Source organism: Lactococcus termiticola, assembly GCF_003116835.1.
Lineage (GTDB): Bacteria > Bacillota > Bacilli > Lactobacillales > Streptococcaceae > Lactococcus > Lactococcus termiticola.
Genome location: NZ_BFFO01000002.1, coordinates 59226 through 79344 on the forward strand (window position 1 = coordinate 59226; position 20119 = coordinate 79344).

Below are 20119 nucleotides of genomic sequence, written 5' to 3' on the forward strand. Positions count from 1 at the left end.
CAATGATGGAAAGGAAGCACTATGAAATCATCTCCACACCGCCATACTGCGGCAGTCATCAACTTAGAAAATATTGCTGAAAATATAAATAGGGTGCGAGGGCACCTGCCAGGCCAGCCTGAGCTTTGGGCTGTGGTCAAGGCCAATGCCTATGGCCATGGGGCTGTGCGGGTAGCACGCCACATCCATGACATGGTCGAGGGCTTTTGCGTGTCCAATCTGGACGAGGCCCTGGAACTCCGCCAGCACCTGATTACTCAGCCCCTTCTTGTTTTGTCAGGGATTGTTCCGGCAAATGTTGACCTGGCCAGGGCCAATGGCATCAGCCTGACCTGCCCGAGCCTGGAATGGCTGGAGCTGATTATTGAGGAGCACCAGGACCTGACAGGACTCAAAGTCCACGTCAAGGTAGACTCTGGTATGGGGCGGATTGGGATGCGGTCGGCTGACGAGGTCAACCAGGTCATCCGCCTGCTGGACCAGGAGGGCATGCAGTTTGAAGGCCTCTTTACTCATTTTGCGACAGCTGATGAGGCCAATCCAGACAAGTTTGAGCAACAGAGGCAGACCTTTGATAACTTGGTCAGCCAGCTGGAGCGTAGGCCCCGCTATATTCACTCGACCAATTCGGCGGCAGCCCTTTGGCATAGCGAGCAGGTGGGCGATATTGAGCGGCTGGGCATCGGCATGTATGGCTTGAATCCGAGTGGTGAGGCCATCGAGCTCCCTTATGAGCTGAAGCCGGCCCTGAGCCTGGTCTCTGAGCTGACCCATGTCTCGAAGATTCCCAAGGGCGAAACGGTGGGCTACGGAGCGACCTATGAGCTGGCTGAAGACAGCTATGTGGGGACGGTGTCGATTGGCTATGCTGATGGCTGGACCCGTGATATGCAGGGCTTTTATGTCCTTGTCAATGGCAAGAAGGCTGAGATCATCGGCCGAGTCTCGATGGACCAGATGACGATTAAATTAGATAAAGATTATAAGATTGGTACACCGGTGACACTGATTGGCAGAGATGGCGATGAAGAAATCACTGCCCAAGACATTGCCAACTGGCGGAAGACGATTGCTTATGAGGTTGTCTGTCTTCTTTCAGACCGGATTTATCGGAAGTATATTGGATAAAAAGAAAAAGAGCTGAGGCTCTTTTTTATTACGATAAATTACAATTAAATTAAATAATGAGAGTTTGCTAAGAAAAGGCTTGATAATTTCTAAGACTTTGCTATAATTGGCTTATAAACCAAATGAGAAAAACATTATAAAGAAATTATAGGAAAGTAGGGAACTCAGATGATCAAAATTTATACAGTCATTTCCTGTAGCTCTTGTAAAAAGGCGAAGGAGTGGATGGACAACTATGACCTGGAGTTTGAAGAGGTCAATCTTCTTAATGATGAGATTCCAAAAGAGGATTTCCTTAAAATTCTCTCATTAACAGAAAATGGAACGGAAGACATTATTTCTAAAAGAAGTCGGGCCTACCAGCGTTTAAAGATTGATTTTGACAAGATTTCAGTCAATGAGCTGGTACAGCTGATCGAGGAGAACAGGACCTTGCTCCGCCGCCCGCTGATTTTGGATGATAAGCGCCTTCAAGTAGGCTACAATGAAGATGACATCCGCAAGTTCCTCCCGAGGAAAATCCGAAAAGTCGAGCTGACTGAGGCAACAGAAGCCATCAAGCGAGACGAGATGTTGGCATGAGAAGACCTTTGGGTCTTTTTTCTGTGGATTCCGTTCCAGTCCAGAGCTAGCGGGCAATGGCAGTGAGGCCGCAAGCGAAGCCTTCGGCTTCCATTGCTAAGCTAGGAGCCCGTACGGTCTCCTAGCTTGCCTTTGTTCACTGCTATTGCCCACTAGCTCTGGACTTCCACTATTGTTTGCCTAAAGGCCTTCTCATTTTTTGGAGGAGATTTTTTATAAGTTAAGCTGGAATGGAGCAAGCCCCAAGCCAAAGAGCACGAAAAAAACGACCCCAAGGTCGTTTCTTAAAATCCTTATTGACGGACAACAAGAACATCACAAGGAGCATTCTTGATGATGTAGTCGGCGACTGAACCGATGAAGATGCGTTCGATGTAGCTGAGCCCTGTGGCTCCGAGGACGATGAGCTCGATATTTTCCTCCTGTGGGAGGGTCTGGCCGAGCATCACTTTTGGAGAACCAAATTCGACACGGGTAGAGACCTTTTCGACACCGGCTTTTTTAGCTTCTGCAGCAAAGTCAGCAATCAGGTTTTCAGCCCCCTTGTGGGTATCGTCAGCGACAACTGAGTCGTAGGCTGAGATAGACTGGAAGGCCCGCAGGTCGATGATGTTGGCGATGACCAGCTCAGCCTTGTTGCGGATGGCTGTAGCGACAGCCTTGTCAAAGGCCTTGGTAGCTTCTACAGATCCGTCAAGACCGACGAGGATTTTTTTATAATTATCAAGCATAAGAATACTCCTTTTCTTATTTTCTTCTATAACTTAATTTTACTCTTATTTTCCTCATTTGTAAAAAGATAAAGGTGGCAGGCCTGCTTTATGTTATAATATAGGCAACATTTAATCTAGCACAGGTGGTAAAATGACGCGATATGCGGTGGTTGACCTCGAAGCAACCGATGCCCATAGCAGGGATAATAAAATCATACAAATTGGGATTACACTCATCGAAGATGGGGCAATCACCAAGACCTACGCCAGCAATGTGAATCCGCATGAGAAGCTGGCCTACCATATTAAAGAATTAACTGGCCTAAAAGACAAGGACTTGAAGAAGGCCCCTGACTTTTCAGACATTGCCAAAGATGTTCATCGTTTTATCGGCGATGCTGTTTTTGTTGCCCACAATGCTAAATTTGACTATGAACTTTTATCAAAAAGCCTCTTTCGGGAGGGCCTTTCGCTGGACCTGGCACGTGTAGACACAGTCGACCTGGTCAGGGTCTTCTATCCCAGCTTTGAACGTTATGGCTTGGAATTTCTTGGCGAGGCTTTAGACTTGAGCCATGACCGGCCCCATGAGGCCTTATCCGATGCCTATGCGACGGCTGAGCTCTTGCTTAAAATCCAAGAGCGGGCTAGAAAACTGCCCACAGCAGTCTTAGAGGAGATATTAAGACATGCTGACAATCTTCTCTATGAAACGAAAGACTTTTTAAGAGAACAGCTGGCCTACACGAGCGAAAAGCCTAAGGGCATGAAGGTCCTGGGCAATCTGGCGACGGTCAAGACCAGACGGCCACGACTATCTAAGCGGGCCAAGGCCTTAACACCAGACTTTGACGAGAATATCCAGGTCCTCGGCCTAAAGAAGCGGGAGCAACAAGCTGACCTTGCCAGCTGTATTACAAAAGAGCTGGCAGAAGCTGTCCCAAGCTTTATTGAGGCGGCAACAGGGACCGGAAAGACCTATGCTTATCTCTTGAGCTTCCTTGCTGAGGGCCGAAGATTGGTCGTCTCAACGCCGACCAAGATCCTCCAAGAGCAGTTGATGAGCTCAGTTGCCCCACAGCTCAAAGGCAAGTTCGGGACGAGCTTTGCCAAGCTCATAGGGACGCAAAATTATCTCTCATTAGAGAAGTTTTCACGTGCCCTCAGAGACAATACCGAGGGTAAGAATTTTGAAATTTTTAAGATGAAGGTCCTGGTCTGGCTGACGGAGAGCCGGACGGGCGACCTGTCTGAGCTCTCGACCACGCTGACTAACAAGGACTATTTTGACGAGATTGCCCATGACGGGGTCTGGTCTGAGCGGGAGCTCCATGCTAAGGAAGACTTTTGGATGCGGGCCCAGAAAGAAGCCAAGCAGGCCGATGTTATCGTGGTTAACCATGCCTATCTGATCGAACGCCTGGCTGACTATCCTGAGACCTTCCTAGAAGACCGGGTCCTGGTCGTTGATGAGGCCCAACAGCTTTTTGCGATTATGGAAAATCTTAATCAAAAGTCAGTAAAATTGACTGACGAATTGATTAAGGTTGATGCTTCGAGCTCACATCTGGTCAAACGCCTGCAGGAAAGCTTGGTTTATCAGCTTTCTAAGAAGGAGCTCGACATTGAAAAAATCAATATGGATGCGACTGAGCTGGGCCTGACTGAGCTTTCTGATTTGACCAGCGATAGCGAGCGTTTTGTCTGGATTGAAGACAATAGAATCATCAGCTCAACGACGGACTTTTATGACTTTGCCAAGCTGATTCCATCGGGCACCAAGACCTATATGCTGGGGGCAAGCCTCTCGCTTTCTGATGACGACCCGGTCTTTCCTGGCCTCTTGGGCTTTAGCCACTATGACTTTTTCAAGTTTCCCAGCCAGCAGGTCTCCAATCAAAAAATATCAGTGATATTAGACGGCCCTCCTGTAAAAAATACGACAAATTTAGCTTATGCACAATATCTGGCTGAAAAGGCCAAGCTCTTGAGCAAGAAGAAGCTACCGATCCTCATGCTCTTTACCTCGAGGCAGAGCCTGATTCAGACGGCCGAGGAGATGACAAAATTAAAACTCAATTTCTTGGCCCAGGACATCCAGGGGACGGCCGAGCAAGTCAAACGCAAGTTTGACAAGGGCGAGGCTCAAATCCTGATGGGGCTGGGCTCATTTTGGGAAGGGGTTGACTTTGCCCAGCAGGACCGGCTCCTGCTCATGATTGCAAGACTGCCCTTTGCGACGCCAGAAGACATTCTCACAAAAAAATATGCCAGTCGATTTAAGAATCCCTTTTACGACTTTAATGTGCCGATGGCCAGCCTGAAAATCCAGCAGGCCATGGGCCGGATCAACCGCAGGCCAGAGCAGAAGTCCCAGGTCTTTATCATGGATGACCGCCTGGCTGGCAAGTCTTATGCTAAGAAAATGAGACGGCATCTGGAAAAAATTGCCCCGCTTAACTGCCAGACTTTCGCAGAAGCCATGGGCGATTTGAAGAAATTTTTGCTATAATAGTAATTAAATACTTTATTTTAGAAAGGTGGCCGCATGAAAGAAAAAAGAATGACCAGGCCCATGCAGTTGATTATTGGGGCACTGGTGCTGATACTGGCCCTCTTCATTGCTGTCAGCCTTTTTATCTGGAAGGCAGGCCTGCCTTATCATAATGCCAGAAGCGAGGCCATCGCCATTGCCCAGAAAGCGAGCAAGCTGAAAAAGGTCACGGCCTTTGATATTGCAACGACGGATGAGACGGTCTATGCCATCGAGGGGACGGATGCTAGTGGCGAAAAGCTCGGTGTCTTGATTCCTAAAGAAGGCTCTAAAATCACTCAGGTCAAGCTGAGCGAGGGGGTCGACCCAGAAAGTCTTACTAAGAGCGATACCACCTCGATAGTCCTTGCCAGCTATCAAAATCAGCCGGCCTGGGAGGTCAACAATAAGTCAGGCTTTGCGCTATACGACTTTAAGACTGGAAAGGAGCTCATGACCTCATGAAAAAACTTTCTGACTTTGTCTTAAAAATGGAACCTTCAGTGACCCTTTCGGCCTCAAGCCGGGCCAAGGCCCTGAAGGCTGAAGGCCGTGATATCATCGACCTGACGCTGGGCCAGCCAGATTTCAAGACACCTGAGGCGATTGCTAATTCGGCAGTTTCTGCCATACAAGACGGTCGGGCCAGCTTCTACACCCAGGCTTCAGGACTGCCCGAGCTCAAGACGGCCGTCTCGAGCTACTGGGAGCGATATTACGGCTATCCGGTCAATGAAAATCAGGTCCTGGTCACGGCTGGAGCCAAGTTTGCCCTCTATGCCTACTTTATGACTGTGCTGGATGCTGGCGATGAAGTCATCATCCCAGCCCCCTACTGGGTTTCTTATGTCGACCAGGTCAAGATGGCGGGCGGAAAAGCTGTGATTGTCGAGGCCAAGCAGGAGCATGACTTTAAGGTCAGGGCTGACGAGCTTGAGGCTGTAAGGACTGACAAGACCAAGGTCCTGCTCTTAAACTCACCGTCAAATCCGACCGGCATGATTTATTCTAAGGAAGAGCTGACGGCCATCGCTAACTGGGCGGTCGAGCATGACCTCTTGATTTTAGCCGATGACATCTATCATCAGCTGGTCTACAATGGGGCTGAGTTCACAGCGATGAGCTCGATTTCGGAAGACATCAGGGCTAGGACAACCGTCATCAACGGGGTCTCAAAGACCTTTGCCATGACCGGCTGGCGGATAGGTATCGCTGTGGGCGATCCTGAGCTGATTGGGGCCATGGCGAAGATTGCTAGTCAGACGACCTCAAATCCTACGGCGGTCAGCCAGTATGCGAGCATTGAAGCTTTTGGCCAGGCGGTCTCTAAGGACGTTGAAAGCATGCGACAGGCCTTTGAAGAGCGACTCAACCGGATTTATCCCCTACTCCAAGAAGTTCCAGGCTTTGAAGTCATCAAGCCGGACGGGGCCTTTTATCTTTTTCCAAAAGTGGAAGAAGCGATGAGACTAACCGGCTTTAACGATGTGACCGCCTTTACGACGGCGATTCTCGAAGAAGCTGGCGTGGCCTTGGTCACAGGGGCTGGCTTCGGGGCTCAGGGCCATGTTCGGCTGAGTTATGCGACGGATATGGAGAGCCTATTGGAGGCGGTCAGGCGGATTAAGGCCTGGATGGAAAGCAGGCAATAAGGTAAGATGGAATTCTTGTATCAAGCCTTTGCCTGAATGGCTGATGAACGCAATGCCAGAAGGAAAGTCCAAGGGACGAATTATGATGCAGACCATTGTGAGGCCCCAGCTTGCTGGATACCCGACCTGCTATATCATCAGTAGCCCTAAATCAATTATCAACTATAGAAAGACCTATAAAAAATGAAAGAATTAGTATCAATCATCAACGTCAAAGATTACGTTGGAAAAGAAATTAAAATCGGGGCCTGGCTCTCTGACAAGTCTGGTAAGGGTAAGCTTCAATTCCTCCAGCTCCGTGATGGGACGGCCTTCTTCCAGGCGGTTGTCTTCAAGCCAAATTTCATCGAAAAATATGGCGAAGAAGAAGGGACTGCTAAATTTGATGAAATCAAGCACCTGGCCCAGGAAACCTCTGTCTACGTGACTGGTGTTGTCAAAGAGGACGAACGTTCTAAATTCGGCTATGAGCTGGATGTGACCGACGTCGAAGTCATAGGGACTTCGCACGATTATCCGATCACGCCAAAAGACCATGGGGTCGAGTTCTTGCTCGACAACCGTCATCTCTGGCTCCGCAGCAAGCGTCAGATGGCCATCATGCAGATCCGCAATGCCATCATCTACGCAAGCTATGATTTCTTTGATAAAAACGGCTTTATTAAATTTGACAGCCCGATTCTTTCAGGTAATGCGGCTGAAAATACGACTGAGCTCTTTGAGACCGACTACTTTGACAAGCCAGCCTTTCTGTCACAATCCGGCCAGCTCTACCTTGAAGCTGGTGCAATGGCCCTTGGCCGCGTCTTTGACTTTGGACCAGTCTTCCGTGCGGAAAAATCTAAAACCCGTCGCCATTTGACCGAGTTTTGGATGATGGATGCAGAGTATCCTTTCGTAACCCACGATGAATCACTGGACCTCCAAGAAGCCTATGTGAAACACATGATTCAAGGTGTCTTGGACAATGCTAGCTACGCTTTGGAAGTCCTGGAACGTGACATCAGCCTCCTTCAGAAGTATGTTGATACGCCATTTATGCGTGTCGCTTACGATGATGCCATCGACCTCCTCCAGGCCCATGAAGCTGACGAAGACACTGACTACGAGCATGTCGAGCACGGCGATGACTTCGGTAGCCCGCATGAGACCTGGTTGTCAAACTTTTATGGTGTGCCAACCTTCGTCATCAACTATCCAGCCAGCTTTAAGGCCTTCTACATGAAGCCAGTCCCTGGCAATCCTGAGCGGGTTCTCTGTGCCGATCTCTTGGCCCCAGAAGGCTACGGGGAAATCATCGGTGGTTCTGAGCGTGAGACCGACTATGATGTCTTGACGCAAAAGATCATCGACTTTGGCCTTGACCCTAAAGACTATGACTGGTACCTTGACCTCCGTAAATACGGCAGCGTGCCACACGCCGGCTTTGGCCTTGGCCTTGAACGCATGGTGACCTTCATGGCAGGGACCGAGCATATCCGTGAGGCGATTCCATTCCCTCGGATGATTAACCGGATTAAGCCATAAATGAAATTAATATCCGATAGACAAAGGCAGATTATGGATGCCTTTTTTATGCTTGTCGACGAAGTCGATGAGCCCAGGAAAATCAGCATGGAGATGATTGCGGGCCGAGTCGGGATTCGCAGACAGAGCATCTATGAAAAGCATTTTAGCAGTGTTTCTGATTTGATGACGACGATTTTTGAGCTGGTCAGCAGTCCTTGTGAGCTCAAGATACAGGCCTATTTTGCAGGCGACAAGTCGCAGGATTTCTTTGATTTTTTTGCCCAGGAAATCCTGCCTTTGCTCTATGAAAAGCGGGACTGGCTCAAGCTCTTGTATAGCAAGGTGATCGCCGCCTCTTGGTCTGACTTTGCCCAGAGGACCTATCTGCCCTACGTCGAAGCCTATCTGAAGGACTTTCCTAATGAGACGGGGCTCAGCGACCGCTTCCGGTCGGATTTGCTGGTCCGACAGGTCATTGCGATTGTGGCGAGTTGGCTGACCTCTGAGAAGGTCGAGCCAGCTTCGCTTTTTGCCCCTCGTTTTCTTGATTTGTTGGGGAAATCAAGTTTGGATTTGATTGGAAAAAGCTGACATGATGTCAGGCTTTTTTTGATTTAAGCTTTGAGACAGACATGCGATTGTAGTGAGCATTGAGGGTCAAAGCTTTTCAAAAAGCTTTGGATAGGGAAGCGGAGCCTTCTTCAGTTGTTGAAACTCAAGTTTGGTCAGCTCACTTGGCAAAATTTACCTGACAGCCTGTCCTCCCCTTGTTAGGCTCAAAGCCTTGACAAAAGCATAGAATGGACCTGTAGCAGAGCGCTACAAGAAAGAGGTTATGCAGATGGCCAAATCGATGTTTACAAATGCTCTAAATATTAGAGCGAGCCGGGAGGAGATTGTTGAGGCACTGACTCAGCTCCCTGCGATTCTCAGCTGGGACAAGGAGATAATTGCGATGGAGGCTTTGGCTGGCGGAAGCTACAGGGTCAAGCGGAATGCTTCGGCCTATGTGCAGGAGGAGTTGCTGACGATTAAAAGCCAGGCTGACGGCGTGCTTTATCAGGCGACTTCAGCGGACTTAAATTATCAGATTGATTGGAAACTGTCGGAAGATGAAGGAAGCCAACTCCTGAGCCAGGAGCTCATTATTGAAGAAGCGCTAAATCCTGTCGTGATAGGCATTGCGAAAACAGTGACAAAGCTTGCCTTTCAAAGGATGTTAGGGGCTGTCAAACAGCTTGTAGAAACAAAAGGAGAAATAAAATGAAAATTTTACTTTTAGGGGCAAGTGGCAGAACTGGCCAGAGAATCATCCGCCGGGCCATCGCTGAAGGCCATGAAGTCGTCGCCTATCTAAGGTCGCCAGAAAAGTTAGCGGCAAGACCCCATCTTCAACTTGTCGCAGGCGAGCTGAATGATGAGCTAAAGATGCTCGAAGCAGCAGAGGGCTGTGAGGCTATCCTGGTCTGCCTGTCGGCTTCAATCCACAGTCTGGGCCAGCCACTGATGACAGTGGCGGCTCAAAGCGTGATAAAGCTAGCGAGGGTCCATCAGATCAAGCGGGTCATCTGGCTCTCCGCCCTGGGCGTGGGCGAGACGATAAAAAACGCCTCTTATCCCTTCAAGTTTGCTGTCGAGAGCATTTTCTCGTCACCCTTCAAGGACTATGAGTTAGGAGAAGGCCAGCTCAGGGCGAGTGGGCTCGACTGGACAACGCTTCATCCTGGGGTCCTCAAAGACGACAGGGATTACGGGCCGGCCCGCTTGATTGATGCCAGCTCGGGCTATAAGGTACCTGGCCTCCCCCAGCCTGTCAATCGGGAGTTCATTGCCAGCGAGATGCTCCGGATGATTGATGATGAGACGAGCTTTAAGAAGCGCTTTGTTTTTGATTAGACCAAAGACAGTAAAGACTGTCTTTTTCTTTTTATTAATTTTTAATTAAGATAGCCCTTGCTGAAAGAAATCTAAAGGAGTATAATTCAATTGTAAGCGATTTTATTATAAAAATACTAAAAAGGGAGAATTTTTAATGAAAGAAAAAGAAGTCCCAGAATTCTCCGAGGAAGAAGAGTTATTCATCCTCAGGAATTCGGAAGGAAAAATCGTAGGTCTCCGCGACCTCAAGCAGGTCGATGTCCAGGAGACCGTCAAGGACTGGAAACAGCAACTGCCCAAGATGAAGGCATGGAAGATCATCATTTGGGTCCTCGTTGCCCTGCTAGGCGGGACAGCCTGGGCTCTGATTGCGACAGCTCAGGGCGAGACCATCAATGCCATCTGGTTTGTGGTCGCAGCAGTCTGCTCCTATATTATCGGCTACCGCTTTTATGCCCTCTATATCCAGCGGAAAATCATGCGTCCTAATGACTTGAGGGCAACCCCATCCGAGGTCCACAATGACGGCCAGGAATTTGATCCGACCAACCGGGTCGTCCTCTTTGGTCACCACTTTGCTTCTATTGCAGGGGCTGGGCCTTTGGTCGGTCCAGTCCTCGCTGCTCAGATGGGTTATCTGCCAAGTACCCTTTGGATTATCTTTGGTGTGATTCTTGCCGGAGGTGTCCAAGACATGCTGGTCCTCTGGTATAGCCACCGTCGTGGAGCCCGTTCTATTGGGGCTATGGCCAAGGATGAGATTGGGCCTTTTGCCGGCGGCTTGACCTCATTCATCGTCTTTATCATGACCATGATTGTCCTAGCTGTCCTGGCCCTGATTTGTATCACAGCCATGGCAGATTCGCCATGGGCGGTCTTCTCTATTGGGATGACCATTCCGATTGCTGTATTCATGGGGATTTACCTCAAGTACATCCGGCCTGGTCGGGTCAATGAAGTCTCTATCATCGGTTTTATCCTCCTGCTTCTTGCGATTTTCGGTGGCCGTTGGGTTTCTGAGACAGCAACCATTGCCCATATCTTCACGCTTTCTCAGGGTGCCCTCGTCTGGTGGGTCATGGCCTATACCTTCATTGCGGCCATTATTCCTGCCTGGATTCTCTTGACCCCTCGGGATTACCTTTCTATGTTTATGAAAATCGGGACCATCCTGATTTTGGCGGTTGCTGTGGTCGGCGTCCGGCCTGATGTGACCATTCCAGCTGTGACAAACTTCGCCCACAATACCTCAGGGCCAGTGTTTGCCGGCTCCCTCTTTCCCTTCTTATTTGTGACGATTGCCTGTGGTGCCCTGTCTGGCTTCCACGTCATGATGTCTTCAGGAACAACGCCTCACTTGATTAAGAAGGAATCTCAGACCCGGATGATTGGTTATGGTGGGATGCTCTTTGAGAGTTTTGTAGCGATTATGGCCCTGGTTGCTGCGATTTCACTCAATCCTGGGATTTATTACTCTATGAATACACCAGCGGCCTCAATGCAAAAGCTGGTCGGTCAACAATTTAATCCAGCAGCGACCAAGTCCAATGACCCAGCAGTCGCTGCAGCCGCAGCTGAGCACAATGCTGCCCTCGCCATTCCAAAAATAGAAATGCGACCCGACGGCAAGCCCATGACCATCGAGTGGGAAGGCCAGACTGGCGAAGCAGCACTGAAGGCTGTAGCCGCTGACGTCGGAGAAAAATCCGTCGTCTCAAGGACAGGTGGGGCACCGACCCTTGCCGTCTCCATGTCCAATATCTTACAAAAAGTGCCACTGATTGGTGGTAATCAGATGATGGGCTTCTGGTATCACTTTGCCATCATGTTTGAGGCCCTCTTTATCCTGAGTGCGATTTCTGCAGCGACCAAGTCTACCCGCTACCTCCTGACTGACGTCCTGCGTTCTCGGAAGCGGAAGGCCTTCCAGCGTTTGGGCGACGAGAGCTGGTTGCCGGGTAAAATCATCACGACAGCCGTCATCGTCGGTGTCTGGGGAGCCCTCCTCCTCATGGGTGTTTCTGACCCTAATGGCGGGATCCGGATCATGTATCCCCTCTTTGGGATTTCCAACCAGCTTATTGCAGCGGTGGCCCTGGCAGTCGTTGCCGTCATGGTGGTTAAAAAAGGCTATGTCAAGTGGCTCTGGATTGTGGCGATTCCACTGGTCTGGGATGTCCTTGTGACCTTTGCAGCCTCATGGCAGAAGATTTTCTCGAGCGATGTTAATGTCGGCTATTTTGCAGCAGGTAATGCCGCCAAGAAGCTGATTGACAGTCATAGCGTGACGGGGACTGCCCTGGTCAATGCCCAGGCGACTTTTAGAAATTCGATGATTCAGGGTTCACTCTCTATTCTCTTCCTGCTTTGTGTGGCCGTCCTGCTCGTTATTGCAGTGGTGAAGGTCGTCCAGGTCCTTCGCAGTAAGCAGGTTGGCGATGCCTATAGCTCTGAAGAAGCCTTCGTAGAATCCAAACTCTACGAGACTTCAAGCTTCTGGGCAACGCCACTGGAGCACAAGATTTTGAAGGTCAAAAATGCCCAGAAAACTGACAGCTGATATGTATTTCAGTTGGACGAAGCACCAGCTTTTGATAGAATATAAGTGAGGAAAGGAAATGTAAAATATTTCTTTCTGGCAGTGTCGGTGGAGCACTAAAGACTCGCAAGTATTAAGCGTCATGGACGTGGTTGAGACGGGCGGGCGTCTAAAATCCCGAAAATGTTAGCAGTGTTTAGCTGTGTTGGTCGAGCGAGCGACCTAAAAATCCACCAGGGAAAGGCTAGCGATAGCCTTTTTTCATGCCAAAAACTTTCCATTTCCATAAGTCTAAGAATGTGTTAAAATGAAGGACGATGATTAAAGCGAAATACGACTGGAAGCTCCTTGAAGAATCCCCTTCTGACGGCTTTCTAAAGTTAACTAAAAAATATAAACTCGACCAGCTGGCCAGCCAGCTCCTCTGGCAAAGGGGCATCAGAGAAGAGGAAGAGATAGACGCCTTTCTAAATCCTGACCTCCAAAAGCTCCACAATCCCTTCCTCCTCCATGACATGGAGCGGGCGGTGGCTCGGATCCTAGAGGCCATCGAAAACGGCGAGAATATCCTGATTTACGGCGACTACGATGCTGACGGGATGACGGCGAGCTCGGTCATGAAGTCGGCCCTGGATGAGCTGGGGGCTGAGGCTCAGGTCTACCTGCCCAACCGTTTCACAGACGGCTACGGGCCAAATCTCGATGTCTACAAGTATTTCATCGAAAATGAGGCCATCGACCTGATTATCACGGTCGACAACGGCGTGGCTGGCAATGAGGCGGTCGAGTGGGCTGAAGCCCACGGTGTCAACGTCATCATCACAGACCACCACAGCATGCCCCAAGTCCTGCCTGAGGCTTTTGCCATCGTTCATCCTGAGCATCCCGACTCTGAATATCCCTTCAAATATCTGGCTGGTGTGGGCGTGGCCTTCAAGCTAGCCTGTGCCCTCTTGGAATATATTCCAAGCGAAATGCTGGATTTGGTGGCCATTGGGACCATTGCTGATATGGTCTCGCTGACCGATGAAAACCGGATTCTTGTGGCTCATGGCCTCAAGGTCCTCAAGCAGACCGAGCGGGTCGGCTTAGAAGAGCTCCTCAAGCTCTCTGGCACGGCTCCTGAAGATGTCAATGAAGAAACGGTCGGCTTTCAGATTGCCCCCAGGCTCAATGCCTTGGGCCGTCTCGATGACCCCAATCCTGCCGTTGAGCTCTTGACCGGCTGGGATGAAGACGAGGTCGCTGGCATTGCCCAGATGATTGATGAAAAAAATACAGAACGCAAGGAAATCGTCGACAGCATCTACAAGCAGGCCCTGACGATGATTACAGAGGAACCCGTCCAGATTCTCTATCACAAGGACTGGCACAAGGGCGTGCTCGGGATTGTGGCCGGACGTTTGCTGGAACAGCTCCATAAGCCGGTCGTTATGCTGGCTGAAGAAGATGGACTCCTGCGGGGTTCTGCCCGCTCGATTGAGGCCTACAATATCTTTGAGGCCCTGGACGCCCACCGTGAGCTATTTGTCGCTTTTGGAGGCCACAAGCAGGCGGCAGGGATGACCATTGCTTTGGAGAATATCGAGGCGGTCAAGTCAGCCATGATTGACTATATCGCAGAGCAAAATATTGATATGGCGGGCAAGAGTCGCCTTGAGCTGTCTGGCAAACTCGACTTTCAAGAGCTGAGCCTTGAGACCCTGCAAGGCCTCACAGCCCTTGCCCCTTATGGCATGGATAATCCCAAGCCCCGCTTTTTACTTGAGGACTATAAAGTCGCTCAGAGCCGGCAGATGGGTAAGGACAACAGCCACCTCAAGCTCAAGGTTGAGCAGGCAGGTATCCAGCATGATGCTGTCTATTTCTCGCATGGCCAGGAGAGCCTGGAGTTTGAGCAGGCAGTGACCAAGCTGGCAGTGACCTTGTCGAGCAACACTTGGAATGGCAACACCAGCCTCCAGCTCATGGTCGAAGACGCCAAGGCTGACGGGGTCGAACTGATTGATATTCGGAGCCGGCAGTTTGACATTCCTGAAAAAGCAACGCTTTTTAAGAATAATAATGACAAACATGATATAATGGAAGATGTGCTTGTTCTACTTGAGGCACCGGAGACGGAGGCCGATATGGAGAGCCTCAAAAGCCTTCTTGACCAGCAAGACTTCAGCCTGATTTATTTCAAAAATGAGGTCAAGCAGGCCTACTACCTCTCTGGTGGTGGGACTCGGGAAGAGTTTGCCCGGCTCTACAAGGCCATCTACCAGTATCCGGAATTTGATGTCCGCCATAAGCTCAGAGCCTTGGCGAGCTATCTCAAGATTCCAGATCTTCTCATGATTAAGATGATTCAAATTTTTGAAGAATTAGAATTTGTCAAGATTGACGATGGCATCATGACGGTCAATAAAGAGGCCGAACACCGTGAAATCAGCTCAAGCAAGATTTATCAAGCCCTCCAAGAGACAGTGAAAAGGCAAGCTTTCTTTGCCCTGAGCCCTGTTGCGGAGATTTACAAGGAATTAAAAAACAAGGCATAAAAGCCTGGAGGAAAAATGGAACTTAAAGACTACATCGCAAGTATCAAAGACTACCCACAAGAAGGCATCATCTTCCGTGACATCTCGCCTCTGATGGCAGATGGCAATGCCTACAACTACGCTGCCACTGAAATTGTCCAATATGCACGGGACAAGGAAATCGACATGGTCGTAGGCCCTGAGGCCCGTGGCTTTATCATCGGCTGTCCTGTGGCCTTTGCACTGGGTGTAGGTTTTGCCCCAGTCCGCAAGCCAGGCAAACTGCCTCGTGAAGTCATCTCTGCCGACTACGAAAAAGAGTACGGCACAGATACACTGACCATGCACGCTGATGCCATCAAGCCAGGCCAGCGTGTCCTCATTGTCGATGACCTGCTTGCCACTGGCGGCACCATGCAGGCGACAATCGAACTCATCGAACAAATGGGCGGTATCGTTGTCGGCCTTGCCTTCCTCATCGAACTTGACGACCTCGAAGGCCGCAAGCGGATTGGTGATTATGATTATAAGGTGTTGATGCACTATTAATGCCTGTTGAGTCGTTTCGCTACGGAATTAAAATTTATCGGCCGTGAGGCCGCGAGCAGCCGCCTTCGGCGTCTCATCGCTAAATCTGGAGCCCAAAGGTCTCCAGATTTGCCTTTTTTCACGGCGGATAAATTTCAATTCCGTAGCTCCACTGTAGCACTGTCTTTATAAGCAACTAACCCGTCCAGCAGTGCAAGTAAGTCACTACTTGTTTTATTAAAATAAATAAATTCAAGCCAACGGACAAAGCCCAAGCCCAGGCACAAGTGAAGCGAAGCTTTCGCCGAAGGCGAGGGCGAAGCCCTGACCAAGGGGATTTTCTAATAATGGAAACATCGATAGCTTTGCTGTCGTATGTTTCGCACAGGGGAGATCCGCAAGTACTATTTCTTAGTGGCTAGACGGCTCCCGTAGGGAGACTAAGAGACGCTTAGAAATAGTCGAAGCTAGCTCCCCGAGCACCCATTATTAGAAATATCCCCATCCGCAAAGCGGTTGCCGACCGGCAGGTGGAAGGGCCACCAAATCCCTATAATTATTGACAAAATCAAGTTTTTGAGATAATATAGACAAAGAAAAATCAGAAAAGAGAGTATTACACTTGAAAATCAAAGCACTCGATGGACAAAACATCCAAGAACTTTCTATGATTGAGGTCGCTCATGCCCTCCTCGAAGAAAAAGGCAAGGAGATGTCTTTTGAAGACATCTTGAACACGGTTCAAGATTATCTTCAAAAGTCTGACGCTGACATCAAGGCCAATGTGGCTCGTTTCTATACTGAAATGAATACAGACGGTAGCTTCATCCCGCTCGGTAATAACATCTGGGCCCTGCGTTCATGGTATGCCATCGATGAAATCGATGAAGAAGTTATTGCCCTCGATGAGCTCGAAGACGATGATGCTCCAGTGAAGAAACGCAGTAAAATCAATGCCTTCGGTATCGAAGACGAAGTGGACCCAGAAGATGAAGCCACTGATGACAGTGAAGATGATATGACTTACGACGATGAAAATCCAGACGATGAAAAATCTGAAGTCGAGGCCTATGATTCTGAGCTCAGTGAAGTGGAATTGAACGAAAACGACATCGACGAAAGCGTTGAAATCGATGAGGTTGACGACATCGACGAAGACGAAGACGAAGTGGATTCTTAAGCTTAGTGAAAGATTAACAGAGCATAAAGCGAGGGTCGCCTCGCTTTTGCCCTATAATAAAATACTTTTTTTGCCTTGCAAAAGGCTTGCTAAAGCCTAAAAATAGGTCTAAAATAAAGTAGATTAATGAATATCCCCCAATGATGGAGGCCAAAATTGTCAGATAAAGACACCACAGAATTTTCAAGAGAAAGCTTCAAGGACCGGATTCTTCGTGAACTCGAAGAGGCCAACAAGGCCAAGAGTGAAGGCACCTTTGAAAACTACTCTAAAGAAAATGAAAAAGCCGTCATGCCTAGCGAAATCAAGAAGCGAGAGCTTCCTGAAATCGAGCCCCGGCAGATTGCGACGCCTTTTACCCAGCCCATTGAAGATGAAATCCCAGCCCGTGAGGCAGAGGCCCAGGCCATGCTGGCGGCTTTTCCTCTGGATGAAGACCCGATGAAGTTTAGGGAAAAAGAAGAAGCAGAGGCCCAGGCCAAAGCTGAAGCCGAAGCTCAAGCTCAAGCCCAAGCCCAAGCCCAAGCCCAAGCCCAAGAGGCGGAAATGCCAGAAGTGCTTGCTGAAGAGCAAGAATACGGCAGCCTCCGTGAAAAGCTGGAAGCTATCGCCATGCAACACCAGGGCCAGAGCTATTCAAGAAGGGCCAAGCGGGCTGAAAATGAAGCTGACAAGCTGGTCACTGAGCCTGAAGCCCTAGAAGTCCACCCTGAAGAGGCGGAAATCCCAGCAGTCGAAGCGCTCAAGGCTCCTGAAGAAGCGACTGCCGTCGCCGGTGAGGCGATGGCTCTTGAAGCTGAAGAAGCCAGCCCAAGACAACGCCGGGCCCGGAGTTCAGAAGAGTCGAGCGACGGCCCCAAAGCCAAGAAAAGCAAAAAGTCAAAACCGAAAAAACGGATGACCGCCGGCCGTATCATTGCGGTCATCGCCGTCATCCTCATCCTGCTCATCGCAGGGACTGGCTTCTATGGCTACAACTACGTCAAGGCTGGCCTCCAGCCTCTGAACTCAGCGGACAAGTCCTACAAGACGGTCAATATCATCGAGGGCTCGTCTTCTAAGCAGATTGGTCTCTCGCTGGAAAAGGCCGGTATTATCAAGAATGGCACGATCTTCCAGTACTATACCAAGTTCAAAAACTACACCGGCTTCAAGTCCGGCTTCTATAACCTCTCACCAAGCATGAGCCTAGAAGACATTGCCAACAACCTTGAAAAAGGCGGTACAAAGCAAGCTGTCGCACCAAGCCTTGGTAAAATTACCATTCCTGAAGGCTTTACGCTGGCACAGATTGCCAAGCAAGTCACGGTCGATGCCGACAAGAAAAACGGCAAGACCAACATCAGCACAGAGGCCTTTATGAAGGCGGCACAGGACGAAAGCTTTATCAATAAGATGAAGACCGAGTTTCCAAAGCTCCTCGAGAGCCTGCCAGCCAAGAACACAGGCGTCAAGTACCAGCTTGAGGGCTACCTCTTCCCTGCGACCTATGACTACTCTAAGGAGACCACGGCTGAGAGCTTGATCGAGCAGATGCTCTCTGCGACCAATGAACAGCTCAAGCCTTATTATGACCAGATCAGCCAGTCCGGCCAATCGGTCAATGAGATCCTGAGCCTGGCCGCCCTGGTCGAAAAAGAGGCCAATAACGACGATGACAGACGAAATGTCGCAGGCACCTTCTTTAACCGGATTGCCCAAGGCATGTCGCTTGACTCAAACTCATCTATCCTCTACGCAGAGGACAAGCTGGGGGACAAGACCACGCTCAAGGATGATGCGACGGTCGACACGAGCCTGGCTTCGCCTTATAACCTCTATGCCAATACTGGCACGGGCCCTGGTCCTATCGACAGCCCATCACTGTCTTCTATCAAGGCGGTGCTCAGTCCTGCGCATACCGACAACCTTTACTTTGTTGCCGATGTGACGACTGGTAAGGTCTACTTTGCTAAGACGCTTGAAGAGCAAAATGCAAATGTCCAGACCTATGTGAATGACAAATTAAAACAATAAAAAAGGAGTGCTGGCTCAAGGAAGCTGGCAAAAAATGATATGGCAGAAAAAACATTCCCAATGACCCAAGAAGGCTTGGAAAAACTCAAACTCGAACTCGACGACCTCAAACTCGTCAAACGTCCTGAAGTCATCGACCGCATCAAGGTCGCACGGAGCTACGGCGACCTCTCTGAAAACTCAGAATACGAAGCAGCCAAAGACGAACAAGCCTTCATCGAAGGCCGCATCTCGACCGTCGAGACCATGATCCGCTATGCGGACATCGTCGACAATACCAAGACCGCTAAAAATGAAGTCGCCCTCGGTAAATCCGTGACCTTCCAAGAGATTGGCGAGGATGAAGAAGAAACCTATCAAATCGTTGGTACTGCTGAGGCTGATCCTTTTGCAGGAAAGATCTCTAATGAAAGCCCGATTGCCCAGGCTTTGATTGGGAAGAAGACGGGGGACACCTTGAAAATTCCGCTTCCTGTTGGGGAGATTGAGGTTAAGATTGTTAAGGTGAAGTAAGGAAAACAGCTTTGAGCTGTTTTTTTATTTGAATATATTTTGAAAATCAAGAGCTTTGACTATATGAGACTATATTGATATAATCAAATGTATCTAGGAGGTCTTATCATGGAAAATATCGCTAAAAACTTTCAAGTGAGCTTCAAGACGGATCAAAAATTGGTGCAGGAAGCTAGACAAGTATTTGAAGAAAAAAATTCAAATTTGACAGAAATCATGAACGAGTTCTTGCAAACGGTAGTTGAAACGCATGACATCCCTTTTGAGACAAAAGAAGACAGGAAGCGTCAAAAGATTATCGATGAGCTAAAGGCTGGGATTGAAGAAAGCTACCAACAATATAAAGAAGGGAAGGCCCTCAGTCACGAAGAAGTGAAGGAGCGTTATGGTTTATAAGCTTAAATATTCTCCCAAATTTTTGGAAAAGACGGATGCCATATTCAAGCAAATCATAGAGCTGAGTGCTTCAGAGAGTATTGCTAGGAAAATCATTGCTGAAATCTTTCTTGCTTTAGAAGCCCTATCTGATTTTCCAGAAATGGGCTTTGACATCGATGAGCGACTTGGGATTAGCCTTTTGCCGCCTTTTGTTAGCAGGGGGATGATTTTGGGGAAATTCATTGCCGTCTATCAGCTGCTGGATGAAAAGGATGAAGCTGGGAATGGAGTAGTCTTGATTTCTGATATTTACCCAACTCAATCTGATTGGGTAGGATATTTGAAGAGAAGAAAATAGTTAAGAGAAAAAATGATAGATGAGCTTCAAAATAAAATCCAATCAAACATTAAAGTTTTGCAAGCTTGGATTATGAAGATTTTCTTGTAAACA

The 20119-nt window shown here is 49.0% G+C and carries 18 protein-coding genes; 17 read left to right on the forward strand and 1 reads right to left on the reverse strand.

What is annotated here, in order from left to right; genetic code table 11:
* The first annotated feature begins 21 nt into the window (after nt 1-21).
* Both alr and spx read left to right on the forward strand, forming a co-directional pair.
* Nucleotides 22-1128: an alanine racemase gene (alr, locus tag NtB2_RS01720; RefSeq protein ID WP_109245223.1), complete on the forward strand. Its 1107-nt coding sequence runs from the start codon at nt 22-24 to the stop codon at nt 1126-1128.
* A gap of 168 nt (nt 1129-1296) precedes the next feature.
* Nucleotides 1297-1710, forward strand: coding sequence for a transcriptional regulator Spx (gene spx, locus NtB2_RS01725; RefSeq protein ID WP_109245224.1), 414 nt, complete (start codon nt 1297-1299; stop codon nt 1708-1710).
* Between the two features lie 293 nt (nt 1711-2003).
* Here spx and NtB2_RS01730 read toward each other — a convergent pair whose 3' ends face one another.
* Nucleotides 2004-2441 carry a universal stress protein gene (locus NtB2_RS01730; RefSeq protein ID WP_109245225.1) on the reverse strand — a complete coding sequence of 146 codons (438 nt, stop codon included), beginning with the start codon at nt 2439-2441 and terminating at the stop codon, nt 2004-2006.
* A 133-nt stretch (nt 2442-2574) separates the two neighbouring features.
* Here NtB2_RS01730 and NtB2_RS01735 point away from each other — a divergent pair, with 133 nt between their 5' ends.
* The 15 genes from NtB2_RS01735 to NtB2_RS01805 all read left to right on the forward strand — a co-directional run bounded on the left by NtB2_RS01735 (nt 2575) and on the right by NtB2_RS01805 (nt 20026).
* Complete coding sequence (locus NtB2_RS01735) at nt 2575-4935, forward strand: helicase C-terminal domain-containing protein (RefSeq protein ID WP_109245226.1); 2361 nt, start codon at nt 2575-2577, stop codon at nt 4933-4935.
* 36 nt (nt 4936-4971) lie between these two features.
* Entirely contained in the window at nt 4972-5421 is a 450-nt protein-coding gene (locus NtB2_RS01740; protein ID WP_109245227.1) for a cell wall elongation regulator TseB-like domain-containing protein, read from the forward strand.
* Nucleotides 5418-6608: a pyridoxal phosphate-dependent aminotransferase gene (locus tag NtB2_RS01745; protein ID WP_109245228.1), complete on the forward strand. Its 1191-nt coding sequence runs from the start codon at nt 5418-5420 to the stop codon at nt 6606-6608. Before NtB2_RS01740 ends, NtB2_RS01745 begins: the two co-directional genes overlap by 4 nt.
* Before the next feature lie 183 nt (nt 6609-6791).
* Nucleotides 6792-8135: an asparagine--tRNA ligase gene (gene asnS / locus NtB2_RS01750; protein ID WP_109245229.1), complete on the forward strand. Its 1344-nt coding sequence runs from the start codon at nt 6792-6794 to the stop codon at nt 8133-8135.
* Complete coding sequence (locus NtB2_RS01755) at nt 8136-8708, forward strand: TetR/AcrR family transcriptional regulator (RefSeq protein WP_125194930.1); 573 nt, start codon at nt 8136-8138, stop codon at nt 8706-8708.
* A gap of 250 nt (nt 8709-8958) precedes the next feature.
* On the forward strand, nt 8959-9384 hold the full coding sequence (locus tag NtB2_RS01760; protein WP_125194932.1) for a hypothetical protein: 426 nt from the start codon (nt 8959-8961) through the stop codon (nt 9382-9384).
* The gene (locus NtB2_RS01765; RefSeq protein WP_109245232.1) at nt 9381-10013 is read left to right on the forward strand and encodes an NAD(P)-dependent oxidoreductase; all 633 of its coding nucleotides are present in this window, start codon (nt 9381-9383) and stop codon (nt 10011-10013) included. The genes NtB2_RS01760 and NtB2_RS01765 overlap by 4 nt, the downstream gene beginning before the upstream one ends.
* A gap of 136 nt (nt 10014-10149) precedes the next feature.
* Nucleotides 10150-12555, forward strand: a complete 2406-nt coding sequence (locus NtB2_RS01770; RefSeq protein WP_109245233.1) for a carbon starvation CstA family protein — start codon at nt 10150-10152, stop codon at nt 12553-12555.
* Between the two features lie 296 nt (nt 12556-12851).
* Nucleotides 12852-15074 carry a single-stranded-DNA-specific exonuclease RecJ gene (gene recJ, locus NtB2_RS01775; protein WP_109245234.1) on the forward strand — a complete coding sequence of 741 codons (2223 nt, stop codon included), beginning with the start codon at nt 12852-12854 and terminating at the stop codon, nt 15072-15074.
* A gap of 15 nt (nt 15075-15089) precedes the next feature.
* Nucleotides 15090-15602: an adenine phosphoribosyltransferase gene (locus NtB2_RS01780; RefSeq protein WP_109245235.1), complete on the forward strand. Its 513-nt coding sequence runs from the start codon at nt 15090-15092 to the stop codon at nt 15600-15602.
* 601 nt (nt 15603-16203) lie between these two features.
* Nucleotides 16204-16761: a DNA-directed RNA polymerase subunit delta gene (gene rpoE / locus NtB2_RS01785; protein WP_109245236.1), complete on the forward strand. Its 558-nt coding sequence runs from the start codon at nt 16204-16206 to the stop codon at nt 16759-16761.
* A gap of 156 nt (nt 16762-16917) precedes the next feature.
* On the forward strand, nt 16918-18777 hold the full coding sequence (mltG, locus tag NtB2_RS01790; protein ID WP_165814933.1) for an endolytic transglycosylase MltG: 1860 nt from the start codon (nt 16918-16920) through the stop codon (nt 18775-18777).
* A gap of 39 nt (nt 18778-18816) precedes the next feature.
* Entirely contained in the window at nt 18817-19290 is a 474-nt protein-coding gene (gene greA / locus NtB2_RS01795; RefSeq protein WP_109245237.1) for a transcription elongation factor GreA, read from the forward strand.
* 108 nt (nt 19291-19398) lie between these two features.
* The gene (gene relB, locus NtB2_RS01800) at nt 19399-19686 is read left to right on the forward strand and encodes a type II toxin-antitoxin system RelB/ParD family antitoxin (RefSeq protein WP_109245238.1); all 288 of its coding nucleotides are present in this window, start codon (nt 19399-19401) and stop codon (nt 19684-19686) included.
* Nucleotides 19676-20026, forward strand: coding sequence for a type II toxin-antitoxin system RelE/ParE family toxin (locus tag NtB2_RS01805; protein ID WP_109245239.1), 351 nt, complete (start codon nt 19676-19678; stop codon nt 20024-20026). The genes relB and NtB2_RS01805 overlap by 11 nt, the downstream gene beginning before the upstream one ends.
* Nucleotides 20027-20119: the final 93 nt, after the last annotated feature.

Bases quoted from the DNA above. Each gene is read 5' to 3' on its own strand.
- NtB2_RS01740 (WP_109245227.1), top strand. From the start codon at position 4,972: ATGAAAGAAAAAAGAATGACCAGGCCCATGCAGTTGATTATTGGGGCA.
- greA (WP_109245237.1), top strand. From the start codon at position 18,817: ATGGCAGAAAAAACATTCCCAATGACCCAAGAAGGCTTGGAAAAACTC.
- NtB2_RS01760 (WP_125194932.1), top strand. From the start codon at position 8,959: ATGGCCAAATCGATGTTTACAAATGCTCTAAATATTAGAGCGAGCCGG.
- asnS (WP_109245229.1), top strand. From the start codon at position 6,792: ATGAAAGAATTAGTATCAATCATCAACGTCAAAGATTACGTTGGAAAA.
- NtB2_RS01735 (WP_109245226.1), top strand. From the start codon at position 2,575: ATGACGCGATATGCGGTGGTTGACCTCGAAGCAACCGATGCCCATAGC.
- alr (WP_109245223.1), top strand. From the start codon at position 22: ATGAAATCATCTCCACACCGCCATACTGCGGCAGTCATCAACTTAGAA.
- NtB2_RS01745 (WP_109245228.1), top strand. From the start codon at position 5,418: ATGAAAAAACTTTCTGACTTTGTCTTAAAAATGGAACCTTCAGTGACC.
- spx (WP_109245224.1), top strand. From the start codon at position 1,297: ATGATCAAAATTTATACAGTCATTTCCTGTAGCTCTTGTAAAAAGGCG.
- NtB2_RS01755 (WP_125194930.1), top strand. From the start codon at position 8,136: ATGAAATTAATATCCGATAGACAAAGGCAGATTATGGATGCCTTTTTT.
- NtB2_RS01765 (WP_109245232.1), top strand. From the start codon at position 9,381: ATGAAAATTTTACTTTTAGGGGCAAGTGGCAGAACTGGCCAGAGAATC.
- relB (WP_109245238.1), top strand. From the start codon at position 19,399: ATGGAAAATATCGCTAAAAACTTTCAAGTGAGCTTCAAGACGGATCAA.
- NtB2_RS01780 (WP_109245235.1), top strand. From the start codon at position 15,090: ATGGAACTTAAAGACTACATCGCAAGTATCAAAGACTACCCACAAGAA.
- NtB2_RS01805 (WP_109245239.1), top strand. From the start codon at position 19,676: ATGGTTTATAAGCTTAAATATTCTCCCAAATTTTTGGAAAAGACGGAT.
- NtB2_RS01770 (WP_109245233.1), top strand. From the start codon at position 10,150: ATGAAAGAAAAAGAAGTCCCAGAATTCTCCGAGGAAGAAGAGTTATTC.
- NtB2_RS01730 (WP_109245225.1), bottom strand. From the start codon at position 2,441: ATGCTTGATAATTATAAAAAAATCCTCGTCGGTCTTGACGGATCTGTA.
- recJ (WP_109245234.1), top strand. From the start codon at position 12,852: ATGATTAAAGCGAAATACGACTGGAAGCTCCTTGAAGAATCCCCTTCT.